The following is a 22,984-nucleotide window of genomic DNA, read 5'->3' on the forward strand; positions in this document are numbered from 1 at the left end:
GGTACGCAGGGGGATGACTTTATAGCTATAAGAATCGGAAATTAAATACCGTTAATGAATAACGATATGGCGAATGGTGAGGAATGGACTGAGTGGTGAGTGACGGTTTTTGTCACTTACTGACGGAGATGTGGTGTTTGGGCTGCCGCCATCGCGAGCAGGCTCACTCCTACAGGGATCGCATTCCATCTGGAGAAATGCGGTTACTGTAGGAGCGAGCCTGCTCGCGAAGAGGCCGTTAGCAGCGCTGAAGATCTAGCGCTCGTGCAACGCCTCGGCCCGCGCGCGGATGATCGGCTTGAGCAGATAACTCAACACCGACTTCTTGCCGGTAATGATGTCCACCGACGCCACCATCCCCGGAATGATCAGCAACGGTTTTTCATCGGTACCCAAGTGGCTGCGTTCAGTACGCACCTTGATGATGTAGTACGTGGTTTTCTTGTCTTCGTCGGTGATGGTGTCGGCACCGATCTGCTCAAGCTTGGCCTTCAGCCCGCCGTAGATGGTGTAGTCATACGCGGTGAATTTGACGATCGCTTCCTGTCCCGGATGCAGGAAGGCAATGTCCTGCGGGCGGATCTTCGCTTCGACCAGCAAGGTGTCATCCAACGGTACGATTTCGACCATGTCGCTGCCTGGCTGGATTACGCCGCCGATGGTGTTGACCAGCAACTTGTTGACGATACCGCGCACCGGCGATGTCACCAGCGTGCGGCTGACGCGGTCTTCCAGCGCCTTGCCGGTAGCACTGGCCTTGTTCAGGTCGGTGCGTGCTTCGTTAAGCTGAGTCAGCGCTTCGCTGCGGAATTTGCCGCGTGTCTCGTCGATCTTGCGCTGCACTTCCTTGATCGCCGATTCGGCACGCGGGATGGCCAGCGTAGTAGCGTCGAGCTGACCGCGTGTTTCCACTTCGGCACGCTTCAACCGCAAGACTTCCACCGGGGACACCGCGCCCTGCGCCACCAGCGGCTCGGACATGTTGATTTCCTGACGCTGCAAGCCGAGCTGCTGACGATACTGCGCTTGCTTGGAGGCGAATTCGCGCAGCTCTTGCTGACGCTGGATCAACTGCTCCTGCAACCCGCCAATCTCGTCGTGCAATTGCTGACGGCGGCTGATGTACAGCGATTCTTCACTTTTCGCCTGACCGGGCACGGCTTTGAGCACGTCTTCGGGGAAATTCAGCGGACGGTCGTCGACTTCAGCGCTCAATCGCTCGACACGTAGCAGCATCGACAGGCGATCGGCCTCGGTTTCGCCAACGTTGGAAGCAAATCGCGTGTCGTCGAGGCGAATCAGCGGTGCGCCAGCCTCAACGATCTGGCCTTCCTTGACGAACAGCTCAGAGATGATCCCGCCCTCAAGGTTCTGGATTTTCTGGATCTTCGACGACGGAATCGCCTTGCCGTCGCCCTTTGTCACTTCGTCGATCACGGCGAAGTTGGCCCACAGCAGCAGGAAGATAAAGAAGCCGATGATCGCCCAGATGGTCAGGCGCACGACGCGCGGGGCGTCTTCGATCAGCGCCTTGTTGACCTCCGGCAGCGGCTGGCCCTGCAGCGATGCCGAGCCTTTGAAGTAGCGACGGATCGAATCCTTGAAACCCGACTTAAGCAACACTGATCTGCCCCTTCTTCAACGCTTCCATCACGGCGGCTTTCGGGCCATCGGCGAGAATCTGACCACGGTCGATCACCAGCAAACGATCCACCAGCGACAACAGTGAAGCCCGGTGCGTGACCAGTATCACGGTCTTGTTTTCAATCACCGCCGCGAGGCGTTGTTTGAGGCGTTCTTCGCCGGTGTTGTCCATCGCACTGGTCGGCTCGTCCATCAGCAGAATCGGCGGATTGAGCAACAGCGCCCGGGCCAGCGCGACGTTCTGTCGTTGACCGCCGGAGAGGTTCTGCCCGCGCTCGCCGACTTGCAGCTCATAGCCTTGCGGGTGCAGTCGGGCGAATTCGTGGACACCCGCGAGCTCGGCGGCTTGCAGAACAAGTTCGTCTTCTACATAGCGCGCGCCGGAGACGAGGTTGTCACGCAGGGTGCCAGCCAGCAGTTGAATGTCTTGCGGCACGTAACCGATGTTGTAGCGCAGCTCGCTGACGTCGATCTGGCGGATATCCACACCGTCCACCAGCAACGCGCCGTCGTCCGGCTGATACAGGCCGACCAGCAGTTTGGCGAGGGAGCTTTTGCCCGAGCCGCTGCGGCCGATGATGCCGATCTTCTCGCCGGGACGGATCACCAGATTGATGTTCTTCAGCGCCGGGTTCTGTTGTTCCGGGTAGGTGAAGTTGAGCTGGCGGCATTCGATCGCACCCTGCAACACCTTGCGGCTGAGTGGGCGCTCTTCAAAATTGCGCTCTTGCGGCAGCTCCATCATCTGATCGACCGAGGTCATGGTCACCCGTGCCTGCTGGTAACGCGTCAGCAGACCCGACAGCGACGCCAGCGGGCTGAGTGCGCGGCCGCTGAGCATGTAGCAAGCGATGAGACCGCCCATGCTCAGGTTGCCGGCGATGATCTGGTACACGCCGAAGACAATCATGATCACCCCGGCCAGTTGCTGGATCAGCAGGGTGATGTTCATCGCCAGGCCGGAGAGCATTTTCACCCGCAGTTCGAGGCGACTGAGGGTGCCGATGGTCTGTTCCCACTGATACTGGCGTTCGCTTTCGGCGTTATTGACCTTCACCGCGTCGAGGCCGGCGAGGGTTTCGATCAGGCTCGACTGGCGCTCGGCACCGAGGGCCATGGTGCGTTCCATGGTGGCCACCAGCGGCTTCTGCAAGGCGTAACCGATCAGCAGGGCAATCGGGAACGCCAGCACCGGAATCCACACCAGATGCCCGCCGAGAATGGCGATGACTATAAAGATGAGGATAGTGAACGGCAGGTCGATCAGGCTGGTCAGGGTCAGCGAGGCGAGGAAGTCGCGCAGGCTCTGAAACTCATGGATGTTCTGCGCGAAACTGCCGACCCGTGCCGGGCGGTATTTCATCGACATGCCGACGATGCGTTCGAACAACGTCGCCGAGATGATCAGGTCGGTTTTCTTCCCGGCAAGATCCAGGCACAAACTGCGCAGGCTCTTGAGGATCAGGTCGAAAAGGTAAGCGCCGGTAATACCGAGGGCCAGCACCCACAGGGTCGCCTCGGCCTGGTTCGGCACCACGCGGTCGTAGACGTTCATCACGAACAGTGGCGCGGCCATGGCGATGATGTTGATCAGGAAACTCGCGGCAATCGCATCGGCATACAGCCAGCGCGAACGCTTGAGGGTGTCGCGGAACCACGAGCGTGCGCGCGGAATCAGTGTGCCGTGGTTAACGTCGAATTTGTGTTGCGGCTGAGCGAAGAAGACTTTGCCGGTGTAATCGTCGGCGAGCAGTTCGCGGCTGACAATCGACTCGCCGCCATCGCTTTCGCTGAGCAGCACCCGCGCTTCGTTGTCGCCCTGCCAGCCGAGCAGGACAGCGCTGCGGCCATCCTTGAGCAGTAGCAACGCCGGCATGGCGATCGCCGGAATTTCTTCCAGTTTGCGCTGCAGCACCCGACCTTGCAGGCCGGCACGAGCCGCCGCGCGGGGCAGCAACTCGACACTCAGGCGTTGTTTGGGCAGCGGCAGGCCGGTGGTCAGCATCGCCGCGCTGGCGGGTTTCTGGTGCAGCATGCAAAGGGCGAGCAGGCCATCCAGTAACGGATCGTCGTGCAACGCGCGTGGATCATGACTGAGTTGAACTCGACTGACTTCTGATTCCACGCTCGACACTCTTTGACAGTTGAAAAGGGATAACTCAATTCATCCCAGGCAGCTGGACCTTGGGCTTCACGTCGTTCTGCACAACGGATGCCAACGGTGCGACCACTCCCTGGCTTCTGAGCAACTCGCCCATGGTCGCCTTGATTCGGTACTGAGTAAATAACTGAATGTTTTTGATTTCCGCCAGACGCCGCGAGGCGGTGAACAACTCGTTTTCGCTGTCGAGCAAATCGAGCAGGGTGCGTTCGCCGAGGCTGAACTGACGCTGGTAGGCGGTGCGCACCGAGGTGCTGTGGTCGACGTATTGCTGTGCAATCGGCACCTGCGCGTTGGCATTGTTCAAAGCGTTCCAGGCCAGACCGAGTTCTTCGTTCAACTGACGCAGGGCGTTGTTACGGATGTCCAGCGCCTGGTTCGACAGGTACGACTTGGATTCCAGATCGGCCTTGTTGCTGCCACCGGAATAGAGGTTGAAGCGCATGCGCAGCATCGCCTGCCATTCGTTATTGTGACCGTTCTGGCCATCGAGATCGTTGTCAGCGGTGCGGCCCAGTTCGGCGTCGAAACGTGGGTAGAAGGTCGACTTGGCGGTTTCGTACTGTTTCTCGGCGGCGGCGATATCGGACTCGGCCGAACGCAGGATCGGGCTGTTTTCCAGCATCTGCTGACGCGCTTCGTTGAGGTTGGCCGGCATCATTGCCATGAACGGCGCCGGACGCTCGAGTTGATCGGGCATCTGGCCGACGGCGCTGAGAAAGTTGGTTTCCGAGTCAGCGAGGTTGGTCTGCTCGGTGATCAGGTTGTTGCGCGCCTGGGCCATCCGCGCTTCGGCCTGATCGAGGTCGGCGCCGCTGCCGACGCCGCGTTGGGTACGCAGCTGGATCTGGTCGTAGATGCGCTGGTGGCTCTTGAGATTTTCTTCGGCCAGACGCACGAACTCGCGACGGGTCAGCACGTCCAGGTAAACCTGAGCGACGGTCAGCGCCGTGCGCTCGGACGTACCCAGCAAGGAATAAGCGCGGGAATTAACGGTGGCTTGTTGACGCCCGACTTCGCTGGACGTCGCAAAACCGTCAAAGACCATTTGCGAGAGACGTAAACTTGACTCGCTACGGTTCAGGGTCTCCCAGTGATTGCTGTTACCGGCGGCGCGGGTGGTGACGCTGTCGGTGCCTTCACGGCCATAACCGCCGAGCAGATCGACCTTGGGCAGGTATCCACCTTTCGCCGCTCTTAATTGATAATCCGCGGCCAAACGACTGTTGACCCCTGCCTGGATTTCCGGATGGACATCCAATGCCTGCTGCATGGCTTCTGGTAAGGATTGTGCTTGTACAAAAGAGGCGGCGAGAGCGAAGGGTACAGCCAGAAACAGGGGCGAACGCATGACAGGAATTTCCCAGAACTTCTTGTCTTGAATCACAGCAAAACGTGGCGCTGCGTCGGATGATGGCAACCAGATTGACCGTATGTCGGAAAGTTCAAAACAGGAACTGGATCACACGCTGAAGGACAGGTCGCCGCGGAAATATCAATGTGACATTAGTGGGGCGATTGTTTAGGATGGCACCCAGAAGGTCAATAGTTTGGCATAAAGTTAATAGCGAAAGAATCTAGCCAAAATATTGACGAAAGCATGCGTCAAACTTGTTTCGCAAATTTTTAAAGTACGTCCAGACTGAATCGGCGCCCATGCCCTCAGGTCCATGGAAGTCAACTGAACGTGACACCCCGGAGAGTCTTCAATGAGCAGTGTTGTTGCCATCGTCAAAAGCATTGTCGGTCAGGTATTCGTGGTGTCCCCAGAGGGCGTGCGTCGCGTACTCGTTGAAGGCGATCGCCTGTTTGTCGGCGACCAGATCGACACCGGCCTCTCCGGCGCCGTGTCGCTTGAATTGGCAGATGGCCGCACCCTCGATCTGGGCCGTGAAACTCAGTGGAGCGCCAACACCCCCGACTCCAGCACTGACTTGGCTGAGGCCACCGCGCAGGCCGCCCCTTCTGTAGCAGAACTGCAGCAAGCCATCGCTGCCGGTGTCGACCCGACTACCGCGCTTGAGTCCACCGCTGCCGGCCCGAGCGCCGCAGGCACTGGCGGGGCCGCTGGTGGCGGTCACAGTTTCGTGATGCTCGACGCCACCGCTGGCCGCGTTGACCCGACCATTGGCTTCCCGACTGCAGGCATCAATGCTGCCGGTCAAGCCGCGCAAAACATCACCGGCGGCCAGACCACCGACACCACCACCAACGCCCTGCGTGATTCGACCCTGAGCCTTAGCGCTACGCCGAGCATCACTGAAGCCGGTGGCGTGCTGGTCTACACCGCGACCCTGACCCAGGCGCCGCTGACCGACCTGACCATCACTCTGTCCAATGGCGCGGTGATCGTGATTCCTGCCGGTTCCACCACCGGCACCGTCAACGTGCCGCTGGCACCGAACGACACGGTTTATAACGACCCGAGCCAGATCGACGTGACCGTCACCGGCACCACCGGCGGCAACGGCATCACCGTGACGCCGCCGACCACCCCGGCCACGACCCAGGTCACTGACACCATCGACACCACCACCGTCACCCTGACGGCGGGGCCGAGTGTCACCGAAGGCGGCCAGATCACTTACACCGCAACGCTGACCAACCCGGCGCAAACCCCGGTCACCGTCACCCTGTCGAACGGCTCGACCATCACCATCGGCGCGGGCCAAACCACCGGCACCGTCAACGTGCCGACCCCGGCCAACGACGTCTACAACAATGGCAGCACCGTCACCACGACGATTACCGGTGCGACTGGCGGCAACTTCGAAAACCTGGTGCCGAACCCGACGCCAGCGGCCACCACCATCACCGATTCGATCGACGCTACCAACCTGACCCTGACAGCCACCGGCACCGTCGCCGAAGGTGGCCCGATCGCTTACACCGCGACCCTGACCAACCCGGCGCAAACGCCGGTGACTGTCACCCTGTCGAACGGCTCGACCATCACCATCGGCGCGGGCCAGACCACCGGCACCGTCAACGTGCCGACCGCTGCCAACGACGTCTACAACAATGGCGGCACCGTCAGCACCACGATCACCGGCGCCAGCGGCCGCAACTTTGAGAACCCGGTACCGAACACGACGCCAGCGACCACCACCGTTACCGATTCGATCGACACCACCAGTGTGAGCCTGACCGCTACCGGTACTGTCGTCGAAGGTGGCCAGATCACCTACACCGCGACCCTGACCAACGCCGCGCAGACCCCGGTGACGATCACCCTGTCGAACGGCTCGACCATCACCATTGAAGCCGGCAAAACCACTGGCTCCGTCAACGTGCCGACCGCGGCCAACGACGTCTACAACAATGGCAGCACGGTCAGCACCACGATTACCGGCGCTACCGGCGGCAACTTCGAAAACCTGGTGCCGAACACCACGCCAGCGACCACCACCATCACCGATTCGATCGACGATACCAACCTGTCGCTGACGGCAACCGGCACCGTGGCTGAAGGTGGTTCGATCGTTTACACCGCGACCCTGACCAATCCTGCCGGTACACCGGTGACCGTGACCCTGAGCAATGGCTCGGTGATCACCATCGAGGCGGGCAGGACCACTGGCACTGTGACCGTTCCGGCGCCAGCCGATGACGTCTATAAAGACGCCGGCAAAGTTGAAGTCACGATCAAGGATGCGACGGGCGGCAACTTCGAGAATCTGCTGCCGAGCACTGTCCCGGCCGTGACCGAAGTGACCGACACCCTCGACACCTCGACCGTGAAACTGACGGCTGATACCTCGGTCGCTGAAGGTGGCACCGTCACTTACACCGCCACCGTCGGTGCGCCGGTCACCGGTTCGCCTGTCGTGGTAACCCTGGCCAACGGCCAGAGCATCACCATCGAAGTCGGTAAAACCACCGGCACCGTGACCACCACCGCGCCGAATGACGCGTTGACCGGCAATGCGCCGCTGACCAACTCGATCACCGGTGTTACGGGTGGTAATTACGAAGATCTGGTGGCCGACAAGACTCCGGTTTCAACCACTGTTACCGATGTTGCTGACACCACCAACCTGTCGCTGAGCGCGACCGGCTCTGTGGCTGAAGGCGGCCAGATCACTTACACCGCGACCCTGACCAACGCCGCAGGTTCGCCTGTCACCGTAACCCTGTCGAACGGTTCGGTGATCACTATCGAAGCCGGCAAAACCACTGGCACCGTGACCGTTGCGGCGCCTGCCGATGACGTCTACAAAGACGCTGGCAAAGTCGAAGTGACCATCAAGGACGCCACTGGCGGTAACTTCGAGAACCTCGTTCCGAGCACCGTTCCAGCCGTCACCGATGTAACCGATACCGTCGACACCACCACCGTCAAACTGACGGCTACCGAAAGTGCGGCTGAAGGTGGCACCGTCACCTACACCGCCACCGTTGGCGCTCCGGTGACCGGTTCGCCTGTGGTCGTGACCCTGGCCAATGGTCAGAACATCACCATCGAAGTGGGTAAAACCACCGGCACTGTGACCACCACAGCACCGAATGATGCGTTGACCGGCCACGCGCCGATCACCAACGCGATCACGGGCGTGAGCGGCGGCAATTACGAAGATCTCGTCGCCGACAAAACCCCGGTCAGTACCACTGTTACTGACACCACTGACACCACCGACCTGACACTGAGTGCGACCGGCACAGTGGCTGAAGGCGGCCAGATTACTTACACCGCGACCCTGACCAACGCCGCTGGCTCGCCAGTCACCGTGACCCTGTCGAACGGTTCGGTCATCACCATCGAAGCCGGCAAAACCACGGGGACCGTGACCGTTGCGGCGCCTGCCGATGACGTCTACAAAGACGCCGGCAAAGTTGAAGTCACCATCAAGGACGCCACTGGCGGCAACTTCGAGAATCTGGTGCCGAGCACCGTGCCAGCCGTCACCGACGTCACTGATACCCTCGACACCTCGACGGTAAAACTGACCGCGACCGAAACCGCCGCTGAGGGTGGCACCGTCACTTACACCGCCACCGTCGGCGCGCCAGTCACCGGTTCGCCAGTGGTCGTGACCTTGGCCAACGGCCAGAACATCACCATCGAAGTGGGTAAAACCACCGGCACCGTGACCACTAACGCGCCAAACGACGCGCTGAACGGCCACGCGCCGCTGACCAACTCGATCACCAATGTGACCGGCGGCAATTACGAGAATCTCGTCGCCGACAAAACACCGGTCAGCACCACCGTGACTGACACTACCGACACCACCACCCTGACGCTCAGCGCCACCGGCACCGTGGCTGAAGGCGGCTCGATCGTTTACACCGCAACCCTGACCAACCCGGCCGGCACCCCGGTAACCGTGACCCTGTCGAACGGTTCGGCCATCACCATTGAAGCCGGTAAAACCACCGGCACCGTGACCGTCGCTGCCCCTGCCGATGACGTCTACAAGGACGCCGGCAAAGTCGAAGTCACCATCAAAAACGCCACCGGCGGCGCCTTCGAGAACCTGGTGCCGAGCCCCGCGCCAGCCGTCACCGCCGTCACTGACCCCCTCGACCCCTCGACGGTAAAGCTGCCCGCGACCGAAACCGCCGCTGAGGGTGGCACCGTCACTTACACCGCCACCGTCGGCGCGCCAGTCACCGGTTCGCCTGTCGTCGTGACGTTGGCCAACGGCCAGAACATCACCATCGAAGTCGGTAAAACCACCGGCACCGTGACCACCACTGCACCAAACGACGTACTGGCCGGCCACGCTCCGCTGACCAACTCGATCACTAACGTTTCCGGTGGCAACTACGAAAATCTGGTCGCCGACAAAACCCCGGTCAGCACCACCGTGACCGACACCGTCGACACCACCACCGTTTCGCTGACCGCCACCGGCAACGTCAACGAAGGTGGGTCGATCGTCTACACCGCGACGCTGACCAACCCGGCCGGCACGCCAGTGACCGTGACCCTGAGTAACGGTTCGACCATCACCATCGACGCCGGCAAGACCACCGGCACCGTGACCGTTCCTGCGCCTGCCGATGACGTCTACAAAGACGCCGGCAAAGTCGAAGTGACCATCAAGGGCACCGACGGCGGCAATTTCGAAAACCTGGTGGCCAATCCGACGCCAGCGGTGACCAACGTCGCCGACACCATCAACACTACGCACCTGACTCTCAGCGCTGAAAGCTATGTGCTCGAAGGCACGTCGATCACGTACACCGCGACCCTGACCAACGCCGCGCAAACGCCGGTCACCGTCAACCTGAGCAACGGCCAGACCATCACCATCGAGGCTGGCAAAACCAGCGGCTCGGTGACCATCGCCGCGCCGAGCGATGACGTCTACAAAGATGTCAGCAAGCTCACCGTGACCATGACCGATGCGACTGGCGGCAACTTCGAGAAACTCGACGTCAGCAAGACCCCGGTCAGCACCACCGTCAACGACACCGTCGACAAAACCACGCTGACCCTGAGCGCCAGCGACACCGTCAGCGAAGGTGGCCAGATCACCTACACCGCGACCCTGAGCAATCCGGCTGGCACCGCCATGACCGTGACCCTGGCCAACGGCGCGGTGATCAACATCGCCGCCGGCGCCACCAGCGGCTCGGTGAACTTCGCCGCACCTGCCAATACCCCGTACGTCGATGGCGGCAAAGTACAAACCGCGATTGCCAGCCATAGCGGCGGCAACTTCGAACAGGTCGATGCCAACCGTTCGGCAGTGGTTACAACTGTCACCGATACGGTCGATACCACCAATATCAGCCTGAGCGCCACCGCTTCGGTCGCCGAGGGCGGCTCGATCATTTACACCGCGAGCCTGACCAACCCGGCAGGCACGGCGATGACCGTGACCCTGAGCAACGGTGCAGTAATCAACATCGCCAAAGGCGCGACCACCGGCACCGCGACCGTCGCAGCGCCTGCCGATGACGTCTACAAGGACGCCGGCAAGGTCGATGCGAGCATCACCAAGACCACCGGCGGCAACTTCGAGAACCTGGTGGTCGACAAGACCCCGGCCGTCACCGACGTGACCGATACCATCGACAACAGCACCGTGTCGCTTACTGCCACCGCCAGCACCACTGAAGGCGGCGTGGTGGTTTACACCGCCGCCGTGACCGCTCCAGTCACCGGCGCGCCGGTTGTCGTGACCCTATCCAACGGCCAGACCATCACCATCCCGGTCGGCGCCAGCAGCGGCAGCGTCAACTTCACCGCACCGAACGATGCACTGGCCGGCGGCAACACGCTGAGCGTGAAAATCGACGGCACCAGCGGCGGCAACTACGAAAATCTCGTGGCCGATAAAACCCCGGCCGTGACCTCGGTGACCGACACCGTCGACACCACCAACCTGTCGCTGAGTGCGACTGGCACCGTGGCGGAAGGTGGTTCGATTGTTTACACCGCAACGCTGACCAATCCGGCTGGCACGCCAGTCACCGTGACGTTGAGCAACGGCTCGGTGATCACCATCGACGCTGGTAAAACTACCGGTACCGTGACCGTCGCAGCGCCTGCCGATGACGTCTACAAGGACGCCGGCAAAGTCGAAGTGACCATCAAGGATGCCACTGGCGGCAACTTCGAGAACCTCGTTCCGAGCACCACGCCAGCCGTGACCGACGTCACTGACACCATCGACACCTCGACCGTGAAACTGACGGCCGACACCACTGTGGCTGAAGGCGGCACCGTCACTTACACCGCCACGGTTGGCGCGCCGGTCACCGGTTCGCCAGTCGTCGTGACCTTGGCCAACGGCCAGAGCATCACCATCGAAGTCGGCAAAACCACTGGCACCGTGACATTCACTGCGCCGAACGATGCGCTGACCGGTCAGGCTTCGCTGGGTAATTCGATCACTGGTGTCAGCGGCGGCAACTACGAAAACCTGGTGGCCGACAAAACTCCGGTTTCCACCACCGTCACCGACACCGTCGACACCACTGACCTGTCGCTCAGCGCCACCAATTCGGTCGCCGAGGGCGGTTCGATCATCTACACGGCGACCCTGACCAACCCGGCCGGTACGCCGGTGACCGTGACCCTGAGCAACGGCTCGGTAATCACCATCGAGGCCGGCAAAACCACCGGCACCGTGACCGTCGCGGCGCCTGCCGATGACGTCTACAAAGACGCCGGTAAAGTCGAAGTAACCATCAAGGACGCTACGGGCGGCAACTTCGAAAATCTGGTGCCGAGCACCGTGCCGGCCGTAACCGACGTCACCGATACCATCGATACCTCGACGGTCAAACTGACCGCCACCGAATCTGCGGCTGAAGGTGGCACCGTCACTTACACCGCCACCGTCGGCGCACCAGTCACCGGCTCGCCAGTTGTCGTGACCCTGGCCAACGGTCAGAACATCACCATCGAAGTCGGTAAAACCACCGGTACCGTCACCACCACTGCGCCGAACGACGCATTGAACGGCCACACCCCGCTGACCAATGCGATCACTGGCGTTTCCGGCGGTAATTACGAAAACCTCGTCGCCGATAAAACTCCGGTCAGCACCACCGTGACCGACACCGTCGACACCACCGATCTGACGCTGACCGCGACCGGCACCGTGGCTGAAGGCGGTTCGATTGTTTACACCGCGACCCTGACCAACCCGGCCGGTACCCCGGTCACCGTGACCCTGTCGAACGGTTCGGTGATTACCATCGAAGCCGGCAAAACCACTGGCACCGTGACCGTTGCGGCGCCTGCCGATGACGTCTACAAAGACGCCGGCAAAGTCGAAGTGACCATCAAGGACGCCACCGGCGGCAATTTCGAGAACCTCGTTCCGAGCGCCACGCCTGCGGTTACCGAAGTGACCGACACCATCGACACCTCGACCGTGAAACTGACGGCCGACACCTCCGTGGCTGAAGGCGGCACCGTCACTTACACCGCCACCGTCGGCGCGCCAGTCACCGGCACGCCTGTCGTGGTGACTCTGGCCAACGGTCAGAACATCACCATCGAAGTCGGTAAAACCACCGGTACCGTCACCACCACTGCGCCGAACGACGCATTGACCGGCCACGCACCACTGACCAACTCGATCACCGGCATTTCCGGCGGCAACTACGAAAACCTCGTCGCCGATAAAACCCCGGTCAGCACCACCGTGACCGACACCACCGACACCACCAATCTGTCGCTGACCGCGACTGGCACCGTGGACGAAGGTGGCCAGATCACCTACACCGCGACGTTGACCAACGCGGCTGGCTCGCCAGTCACCGTGACTCTGAGCAATGGCTCGGTGATTACCATCAAGGCTGGCGAAACCATCGGCACCGTTACCGTCGACGCACCGAAAGATGACGTCTACAAAGATGCCGGCACCGTTGAGGCGACCATCAAGGGCGCAACCGGTGGCGACTTCGAAAATCTGGTCACCAGCACTGCACCAGCGGTCACCACCGTCAACGACACCATCGACACCTCAACCGTGTCGCTGACTGCCACCGCCAACGTCGCCGAAGGCGAAACCGTGGTCTACACCGCGACCGTGACTGCACCCGTGACGGGCTCGCCAGTTGTCGTGACTCTGTCCAACGGCCAGACCATCACCATCGCCGTCGGTGAAACCAGCGGCAGCGTAAACTTCGTTGCACCGAACAGCCCGTTGGCCGGCGGCAGCTCGCTGAGCGTGACCATCGACGGCGCTACCGGTGGCAACTACGAAAAACTCGCGGTTGACGGCAAGTCTGCCGACACCGCAGTGTCGGACACCACCGACACCACCAACCTGAACCTGACCGCAACCGACTCGGTGGCTGAAGGCGGTTCGATCGTTTACACCGCGACGCTGACCAACCCGGCCGGCACCCCGGTGACCGTGACCCTGTCGAACGGTTCGGTAATCACCATCGACGCCGGCAAAACCACCGGCACGGTCACCGTCGCGGCACCTGCCGATGACGTCTACAAAGACGCCAGCAAAGTCGAAGTGACGATCAAGGATGCAACGGGCGGCAACTTCGAGAATCTGGTGCCAAGCACCGTGCCGGCCGTGACCAACGTCACCGACACCATCGACACCACCACCGTCAAGCTCACCGCGACCGAATCGGCGGCTGAGGGTGGCAGCGTGACTTACACCGCCACTGTCGGCGCGCCAGTCACGGGTTCGCCTGTTGTCGTGACCCTGGCTAACGGTCAAACCATCACCATCGGCGTTGGCCAAACCACCGGCACGGCGACCACCACCGCGCCGAACGATGCATTGACCGGTCACGCACCGATCACCAATGCGATCACCGAGGTGAGCGGCGGCAACTTCGAAAATCTGGTGGCGGACAAGACGCCGGTTTCGACCAATGTCACTGATACCGTCGACACCACTAACCTGTCGTTGACTGCAACCGGGACCGTGGCCGAAGGCGGCTCGATTGTTTACACCGCCACCCTGACCAACGCCGCTGGTTCGCCAGTCACAGTGACCTTGTCGAACGGCGCTGTGATCACCATCGAGGCCGGTAAAACCACCGGCACCGTGTCTGTTCCAGCGCCAGCCGATGACGTCTACAAAGACGCCGGCAAAGTCGAAGCAACCATTTCGACCGCCACCGGTGGCAACTTCGAGAACCTGGTGCCAAGCACTGTTCCAGCGGTTACCGACGTGACTGACACCATCGACACCTCGACCGTGAAACTGACGGCCGATACCTCCGTGGCTGAAGGCGGCACCGTCACTTACACCGCAACGGTGGGTGCGCCAGTGACCGGTTCGCCTGTGGTCGTGACCCTGTCAAACGGTCAAACCATCACCATTGGTGTTGGCCAGACCACCGGCACCGCGACCACCACCGCGCCGAACGATGCAGTGATCGGCCACGCGCCGATCACCAATGCGATCACCGAGGTAAGCGGCGGCAACTTCGAAAATCTGGTGGCGGATAAGACGCCGGTTTCGACCAATGTCACTGATACCGTCGACACCACTAACCTGTCGCTGACTGCCACCGGCACCGTGGCCGAAGGCGGCTCGATCATCTACACCGCGACGCTGACCAACGCGGCTGGCTCGCCAGTCACCGTGACCTTGTCGAACGGCGCTGTGATCACCATCGAGGCTGGTAAAACCACCGGCACCGTGTCTGTTCCAGCGCCAGCCGATGACGTCTACAAAGACGCCGGCAAAGTCGAAGCAACCATTTCGACCGCCACCGGTGGCAACTTCGAGAACCTGGTGCCAAGCACTGTTCCAGCGGTTACCGAAGTGACTGACACCATCGACACCTCGACCGTGAAACTGACGGCCGATACCTCCGTGGCTGAAGGCGGCACCGTCACTTACACCGCGACGGTGGGTGCGCCAGTTACTGGTTCGCCTGTGGTCGTCACCCTGTCAAACGGTCAGAACATCACCATCGAAGTCGGCAAAACCACCGGCACCGTGACCTTCACCGCACCGAACGATGCGCTGACCGGTCACGCGCCGCTGACCAACTCGATCACGGGTGTCACTGGCGGCAACTACGAAAGTCTCGTGGCCGATAAAACGCCGGTCAGCACCAACGTGACCGACACCGTCGACACCACCAACCTGTCGCTGAGCGCCACCGGTTCGGTGAACGAAGGCGGCCAGATCACCTACACCGCAACCCTGACCAACGCCGCTGGTTCGCCAGTCACCGTGACCCTGTCAAACGGCGCCGTGATCACCATTGAGGCGGGTAAAACCACTGGCACCGTCACCGTCGCTGCGCCGGCGGATGACGTTTACAAAGATGCAGGCAAAGTCGAAGCAACCATTTCGACCGCGACCGGTGGCAACTTCGAGAACCTGGTGCCAAGCCCCGTGCCGGCCGTAACCAATGTCACCGACACCATCGACACCACCACCGTAAAACTCACCGCCACCGAGTCGACCGCTGAGGGTGGCAACGTCACCTACACCGCCACTGTCGGCGCTCCAGTCACCGGCTCGCCGGTTGTCGTAACCTTGGCCAATGGTCAGACGATCACCATCGGCGTCGGCCAGACCACCGGCACCGCGACCACCACAGCGCCGAACGATGCGCTGAACGGCCATGCGCCGCTGACCAACGCGATTACCAGCGTGACCGGTGGCAACTACGAGAACCTTGTTGCCGACAAGACCCCGGTTTCGACCAACGTCACTGACACTGTCGATACCACCAATCTGACGCTCAGTGCGACGGGGTCGGTCGCTGAAGGTGGTTCGATCGTCTACACCGCTACTCTGACCAACGCTGCCGGTTCACCAGTGACCGTGACGCTGAGCAATGGTGCGGTGATCACCATCGAAGCCGGCAAAACCACCGGCACCGTCACCGTTGCAGCGCCAGCCGATGACGTCTACAAAGACGCTGGCACCGTACAGGCCACGATCAGCACCGCCACCGGTGGCAACTTCGAAAATCTGGTGCCGAGTACGACGCCGGCAATCACCAGCGTCACCGATACCATCGACACCACCACCGTAAAACTGACGGCAACGGCTACTGCGGCAGAGGGCGGCAACGTCGTCTACACCGCTACCGTAGGCGCGCCGGTTACCGGCTCGCCAGTTGTCGTGACTTTGGCCAACGGTCAAACAATCACCATCGGTGTAGGCCAGACCACGGGCACCGCAACCACCGCAGCGCCAAACGATGCATTGACCGGCCACGCGCCGCTGACCAACGCGATCACTGGCGTAACCGGCGGTAACTACGAAAATCTCGTGGCCGACAAGACCCCGGTCAGCACCAACGTGACCGACACTGTCGACACCACAAATCTGTCGCTGAGCGCGTCTGGTTCGGTTGCTGAAGGTGGCTCGATCGTTTACACCGCGACCCTGACCAACGCCGCTGGCTCGCCGGTCACCGTGACGCTGTCCAACGGCGCCGTAATCACCATTGACGCCGGCAAAACCACCGGCACCGTGACCGTTCCAGCCCCGGCCGACGACGTCTACAAAGACGCCGGCACCGTGCAGGCGACCATCAGCACCGCCACCGGTGGCAACTTCGAAAACCTGGTGCCGAGCACTGTTCCAGCGGTCACCAGTGTCACCGACACGATCGACACCACCACCGTGAAACTGACGGCCACTGAGTCGGCGGCTGAAGGTGGCAACGTTGTCTACACCGCAACCGTCGGCGCACCGGTAACCGGCTCGCCTGTTGTGGTGACTCTGGCCAACGGTCAGACCATCACCATCGGTGTCGGCCAGACCACGGGGACCGCGACCACCACTGCGCCGAACGATGCGTTGACCGGTCATGCACCGCTGACCAACGCGATCACAAACGTGACCGGTGGCAACTACGAGAATCTCGTGGCTGACAAAACCCCGGTCAGCACTACCGTGACCGACACTGTCGACACCACCAACCTGTCGCTCAGTGCGACCGGTTCTGTGGCTGAAGGCGGCTCAATCGTTTACACCGCGACATTGACCAACGCCGCTGGCTCGCCAGTGACCGTAACCTTGTCAAACGGCGCCGTAATCACCATCGACGCTGGCAAAACCACCGGCACCGTGACCGTTCCAGCACCGGCTGACGACGTCTACAAAGACGCCGGCACCGTGCAGGCCACGATCAGCAACGCCACCGGTGGCAACTTCGAAAACCTGGTGCCGAGCACGACTCCGGCCGTGACCAGCGTCACCGACACGATCGACACCACCACCGTAAAACTCACTGCAACCACAACTGCAGCCGAGGGCGGCAACGTTGTCTACACCGCGACAGTCGGCGCGCCAGTCACCGGTTCGCCGGTTGTCGTGACCCTGGCCAACGGTCAGACCATCACCATTGGTGTTGGCCAGACTACGGGGACTGCGACCACTACCGCACCAAACGACGCGTTGACTGGCCATGCTCCATTGACCAACTCGATCACCAACGTCAGCGGCGGCAACTACGAAAACCTCGTGGCCGACAAGACGCCGGTTTCGACCAACGTCACTGACACCGTCGACACCACCAATCTGTCGCTGTCCGCGACCGGTACCGTGGCCGAAGGTGGCCAGATCACCTACACCGCGACATTGACCAACGCTGCTGGCTCGCCAGTGACCGTCACCCTGTCGAACGGCGCCGTGATCACCATCGAAGCCGGCAAAACCACCGGCACCGTGACCGTTCCAGCACCGGCTGACGACGTCTACAAAGACGCCGGCACCGTGCAGGCAACCATCAGCACCGCCACCGGTGGCAGCTTCGAAAACCTGGTGCCGAGTACAGCGCCAGCCGTCACCAGCGTCACCGATACCATCGACACCACCACCGTGAAATTGACGGCAACAGCTACAGCGGCAGAGGGCGGCAATGTCGTCTACACCGCGACCGTTGGTGCTCCGGTGACAGGTTCGCCGGTGGTTGTAACGCTGGCCAACGGTCAGACCATCACCATTGGTGTTGGCCAAACCACGGGCACCGCAACTGCCATTGCGCCAAACGACGCACTGACCGGTCATGCTCCACTGACCAACGCAATCACCAACGTTACCGGCGGCAACTACGAGAATCTCGTAGCCGACAAGACCCCGGTTTCGACCACGGTCACCGACACCGTCGACACCACCAATCTGTCGCTGAGCGCTACTGGCTCGGTCGCAGAAGGTGGCTCGATCGTCTACACCGCGACATTGACCAACGCCGCTGGCTCACCAGTCACCGTGACGCTGTCGAACGGCGCCGTGATCACCATCGAAGCCGGCAAAACTACCGGCACTGTCACCGTGGCAGCGCCAGCGGACGACGTTTACAAAGACGCCGGCAACGTTCAGGCAACGATCAAGACCGCCACCGGTGGCAGCTTCGAAAACCTCGTCACCAGCACAACGCCAGCCGTGACCAGCGTCACCGACACCATCGACACCACCACGGTGAAACTGACCGCAACCGGCACCGCAGCTGAAGGCGGCAACGTCGTCTACACCGCGACTGTCGGCGCTCCAGTGACCGGCTCGCCAGTGGTCGTAACCCTGGCCAACGGCCAGACCATCACCATTGGTATTGGCCAGACCACCGGCACCGCAACCGCCACTGCGCCAAACGACGCATTGACTGGTCATGCTCCACTGACCAACTCGATCACCAACGTCAGCGGCGGTAACTACGAAAATCTGGTGGCCGACAAAACCCCGGTCAGCACCACCGTGACCGACACCGTCGACACCACCAACCTGACGCTGTCCGCGACCGGTACCGTGGCCGAAGGTGGCCAGATCACCTACACCGCGACGCTGACCAACGCCGCTGGCTCGCCCGTCACCGTGACCCTGAGCAACGGCTCGGTGATCACCATCAAGGCTGGCGAAACCACCGGCACCGTGACCGTCCCGGCTCCGGCTGATGACGTCTACAAAGACGCCGGCAACGTGCAGGCAAGCATCACCGGCACCAGCGGCGGCGGCTTCGAAAATCTGGTGACCAGCAACACGCCAGCCGTGACCAGCGTCACCGATACCGTCGACACGACCACCGTCAGCATCACCGGCAGCAGCTCGGTGACCGAAGGCCAGATCGCCAGCTACACCGTCAGCCTGAACCACCCGGCGCAAACCGAAGTGACCCTGAAAATCGTCTACAGCGGCACCGCCGCCGACGGTTCGGACTTCACCGGCGTGTACACCGTGAAGATCCCGGCCGGTGCCAGCAGTGCGCAGTTCAATGTCGCTACCCTCGACGACAAGATCACCGAAGGCACCGAAAATTTCGTGGTCAAGATCGATTCGGCCACGGGCGGCAACTTCGAAAACCTCGCGGTCAGCGCCACCAACGGCAGCGTCAGCACTTCGATCATCGACAACGATGCGCCGCCGGTGCTCGACCTGGATGCCAACAACTCCAGCGGCGCCAGCGGTGCCGACTACAAGGTGACCTTCACCGAAAACACCCCGGGCGCGGGCGTGTCGATTGCCGACACCGACATCAGCATCACTGACCCGGACAGCACCATGCTGACGGGCGCCACCGTGGTCCTGACCAACCGGCAGGACGGCGATGCGCTGAACCTCGGCAACAGCGTCAACGGCATCACCATCAATGCCAACAGCACCAACGGCACCGTGACCCTGACGCTGTCGGGCAACGCGACACTGGCCGACTACATGCAGGCCATCAAGAACATCAGCTTCACCAACGGCAGTGAGAACCCGAGCACCGTGCCACGGATCATCACCGTGACGGTGACCGATGGCGGCAACTACTCCAACACCGCGACCACTACGGTCAACGTGGTGGCAGTCAACGACGCACCGGTTGCTGCACCGAGCAATGTCACTGGCACCGAAGACACCCCGCTGGTACTTGGCTGGTCGACTTTCGGTGTGACCGACGTCGACAGCCCGGCCAGCAGCCTCGGCATCAAAATCACCCAGCTGCCGGGTGAAGGCAAACTGCAGTATCTGGACGGCTCGACCTGGAAAGACGTCGCCAACAACCAGACCTTCAGCAAGGCTGACATCGACGCGGGCAAACTGCGCTTCCTGCCGGATGCCAACGAGTCGGGCGTCAACGGTTACGGCGGCAGCGGTCTGGGCAACAATCAGGCGGACTACGCGCAGATCAAGTTCCAGCCAACCGACGGCCAGTTGCTGGGCAACACCGGCACCGTGAAAATCGACATCACGCCAGTGGCGGATGCGCCGACCGTGAGCGTGGCCGACAACAGCGTGAAGTCCACCGGCCTGATCAAGGAAGTCTGGACCGGTCTGTCGGGCCTGGGCACCAACGGCAATGGCGCGGATTCGACCACGCTGAAAAACGTCATCGACGGCGCCGGGAAACCGAACTCCAGTGGCTCGGTCACCAATGTGCAGTCCGACGGTAGCGTTGCGGCGGGCACGGCATCGAAGACGTCAGGCCTGATTTATCTGGAAGCCGGCAAGACCTACACCCTCAGCGGTATTGCCGGTGACAGTTTGTTGCTCACGATCGGTGGCAAGAGTGTGGCTTCGGGTACCTGGGGCGCGGGCGGCGCCATCAATGGCTCGTTCACCCCGACCACCAGCGGCTACTACACCCTGGACATCTACCACCACAACCAGAGCGGCCCGGGCAGCTACGACGTCAACCTGTCGGTCAACGGCAGCACGCCGATCGACCTGAGCAGCGCCGGCGTGCCGATCTACACCGGCGTGCAGGATCTGATCAATTCGGGCGTGACCGTCTCCGATCTGCACGGCAGCGGCGGTGAAGGCTATTACGACGGCTACAAACTCAACACCGGCGCCGAAGGCACCACGGGGAAACTGTCGGCAGTCACCACCCCCCTGACCGACACCGACGGCTCGGAAACCCTGAGCGTGAAGATCAGCGGCGCACCGGTCGGCTCGGTGCTCAGCGATGGCGCGGGTCATACCTTCACCGTCACCGCCAGCAGCGGCGACGCCAACGTCCCCGGCCGGAACCCCGGCCGCCTGCCCGTACCGCCCCCGCCGTACTACAACGGCCAGTTCAACCTGACCGTGACCTCGACCTCCACCGAACAGGTCGGCGGTTCGGCCAGCAGCACCGCGACCATTCCGGTCACCGTGGTGCCGGCCGTCTACAACGCGGTCGTGGCGACCTCGGGCGACGACACCGTCACCGGCACCGATGGCAACGACATCATCGTCGCCGACATCGGTGGCCTGACCGTGGTCCCGGGCACCAATTACAACATCGCGTTCATGGTCGACAGCTCCGGCAGCATGAGCGCGTCGTCGCTCAACGCCGCCAAAGATTCGCTGACCTCAGTGTTCAACAGCCTCAAGCAGAGCCTGGGCGGCAGCAATTCGGGCACGGTGAACATTTTCCTCGTCGACTTCGATACCCAGGTGAACAAGTCGGTGTCGGTAAACCTCAACGACCCGAACGCACTGACGCAACTCAAAGCGGTACTGGACTCGATGGCCTCCGGCGGCGGCACCAACTACGAGGATGTGTTCAAGACCACGGCCAACTGGTTCCAGAGCGCTGACGCGGTGGCCAACACCGGGGCGAAGAACCTCACGTACTTCATCACCGACGGCCAGCCGACCTACTACCAGAGCGGCGAGCAGACCAACCCGACGCTGTACGGCAACGTGAAGCTCGACGATGTGGTGAAAACCAGCAACTACAAGCCGGGCGACACCTTCAGCACCTACATCGACAATACCCACGCATTGACGATCAACAGCGCCGGCACCGTGACCCTGCAAACCTACAATTCGTGGTGGGGCTGGAGCAGCTCTAATCTGGGCACCATCCACGCGCAGGGCGACGGCACGTATGAGTTGTCTAGTCTGGCGGGTACCGGTAACAGCACCAACTCGGCAACGACCAGCAACTCGACCAGTGGTTTTGCCTTGCTCAACGGTCTGTCGAACGTCGAGGCTATCGGACTGAACAACGATGTCAGCCTCAACGATCTGAAACCTTACGATTCGGATAAAACTCCGCAGACCAACATCGATCCGAAGGATCTGGCCAACTCGATCATCGGCCACACCGAAGCGACGATGCCGGGCAACGACACCGTCAGCGGTGGCGACGGCAACGACATCCTGTTCGGCGATCTGGTCAGCTTCAACGGCATTGCCGGCGAGGGTTATCAGGCGATGCAGGCGTTCGTGGCCAAGGAAACCGGGGTCGACGTCAGCAAGGTCACCACCAGCAATGTGCACCAATACATCACCGAGCACTATCAGGCGTTCGATGTCTCCGGCGCGCATGACGGTAACGACACGCTGTTGGGTGGCGCGGGCAATGACATCCTCTTCGGTTCGGGCGGCAACGACTGGCTCGATGGCGGCAAAGGCAATGACATCCTCCTCGGCGGCACCGGCAACGACACGCTGATCGGCGGTCAGGGTAACGACATACTGATCGGTGGTTCGGGTGCCGACACCTTCGTCTGGAAAGCGGGCGACACCGGCAACGACGTGATCAAGGACTTCAAGGCCAGCGAAGGTGACCGCATCGACCTGCGTGATTTGTTGCAGGGCGAAACCGGCAGCACCATCGATAACTTCCTGAAGATCACCACGGTCGATGGCACGTCGTCGCTGCAAGTCAGCTCGGCGGGCAAGTTCAACTCCGGCGACGCCGCTGCGGCGACCCCGGACGCGACGAACAAACTGGAAGGCAACAACTGGTCGAGCGCCAACATTCATAACCTGATTGCCGGCAGCGACCCGACCATCAAAGTCGACCACAACAACAGCTGATACGTGAACAAACGGCCGCCCCATTTGGGGC

The 22,984-nt window shown here is 61.6% G+C and carries 4 protein-coding genes; 1 reads left to right on the forward strand and 3 read right to left on the reverse strand.

What is annotated here, in order from left to right; genetic code table 11:
* Window positions 1-255: 255 nt before the first annotated feature.
* Genes AK821_RS07345 through AK821_RS07355 form a run of 3 tightly spaced genes read right to left on the reverse strand, consistent with a single transcriptional unit; the run spans window position 256 to window position 5,156 of the window.
* Window positions 256-1,623, reverse strand: a complete 1,368-nt coding sequence (locus AK821_RS07345) for an HlyD family type I secretion periplasmic adaptor subunit (RefSeq protein ID WP_007918311.1) — start codon at window positions 1,621-1,623, stop codon at window positions 256-258.
* On the reverse strand, window positions 1,613-3,769 hold the full coding sequence (locus tag AK821_RS07350; protein ID WP_064389069.1) for a type I secretion system permease/ATPase: 2,157 nt from the start codon (window positions 3,767-3,769) through the stop codon (window positions 1,613-1,615). The genes AK821_RS07345 and AK821_RS07350 overlap by 11 nt, the downstream gene beginning before the upstream one ends.
* Window positions 3,770-3,803: 34 nt before the next feature.
* Window positions 3,804-5,156 carry a TolC family outer membrane protein gene (locus AK821_RS07355; RefSeq protein ID WP_064389070.1) on the reverse strand — a complete coding sequence of 451 codons (1,353 nt, stop codon included), beginning with the start codon at window positions 5,154-5,156 and terminating at the stop codon, window positions 3,804-3,806.
* A gap of 358 nt (window positions 5,157-5,514) precedes the next feature.
* On the opposite strand from AK821_RS07355, the gene AK821_RS07360 reads away from it, so the two are divergent.
* On the forward strand, window positions 5,515-22,953 hold the full coding sequence (locus AK821_RS07360; protein ID WP_064389071.1) for an immunoglobulin-like domain-containing protein: 17,439 nt from the start codon (window positions 5,515-5,517) through the stop codon (window positions 22,951-22,953).
* The last annotated feature ends 31 nt before the right edge of the window (window positions 22,954-22,984 follow it).

The sequence above is a fragment of the Pseudomonas sp. RIT-PI-r genome (assembly GCF_001297015.1).
Classification (GTDB): domain Bacteria; phylum Pseudomonadota; class Gammaproteobacteria; order Pseudomonadales; family Pseudomonadaceae; genus Aquipseudomonas.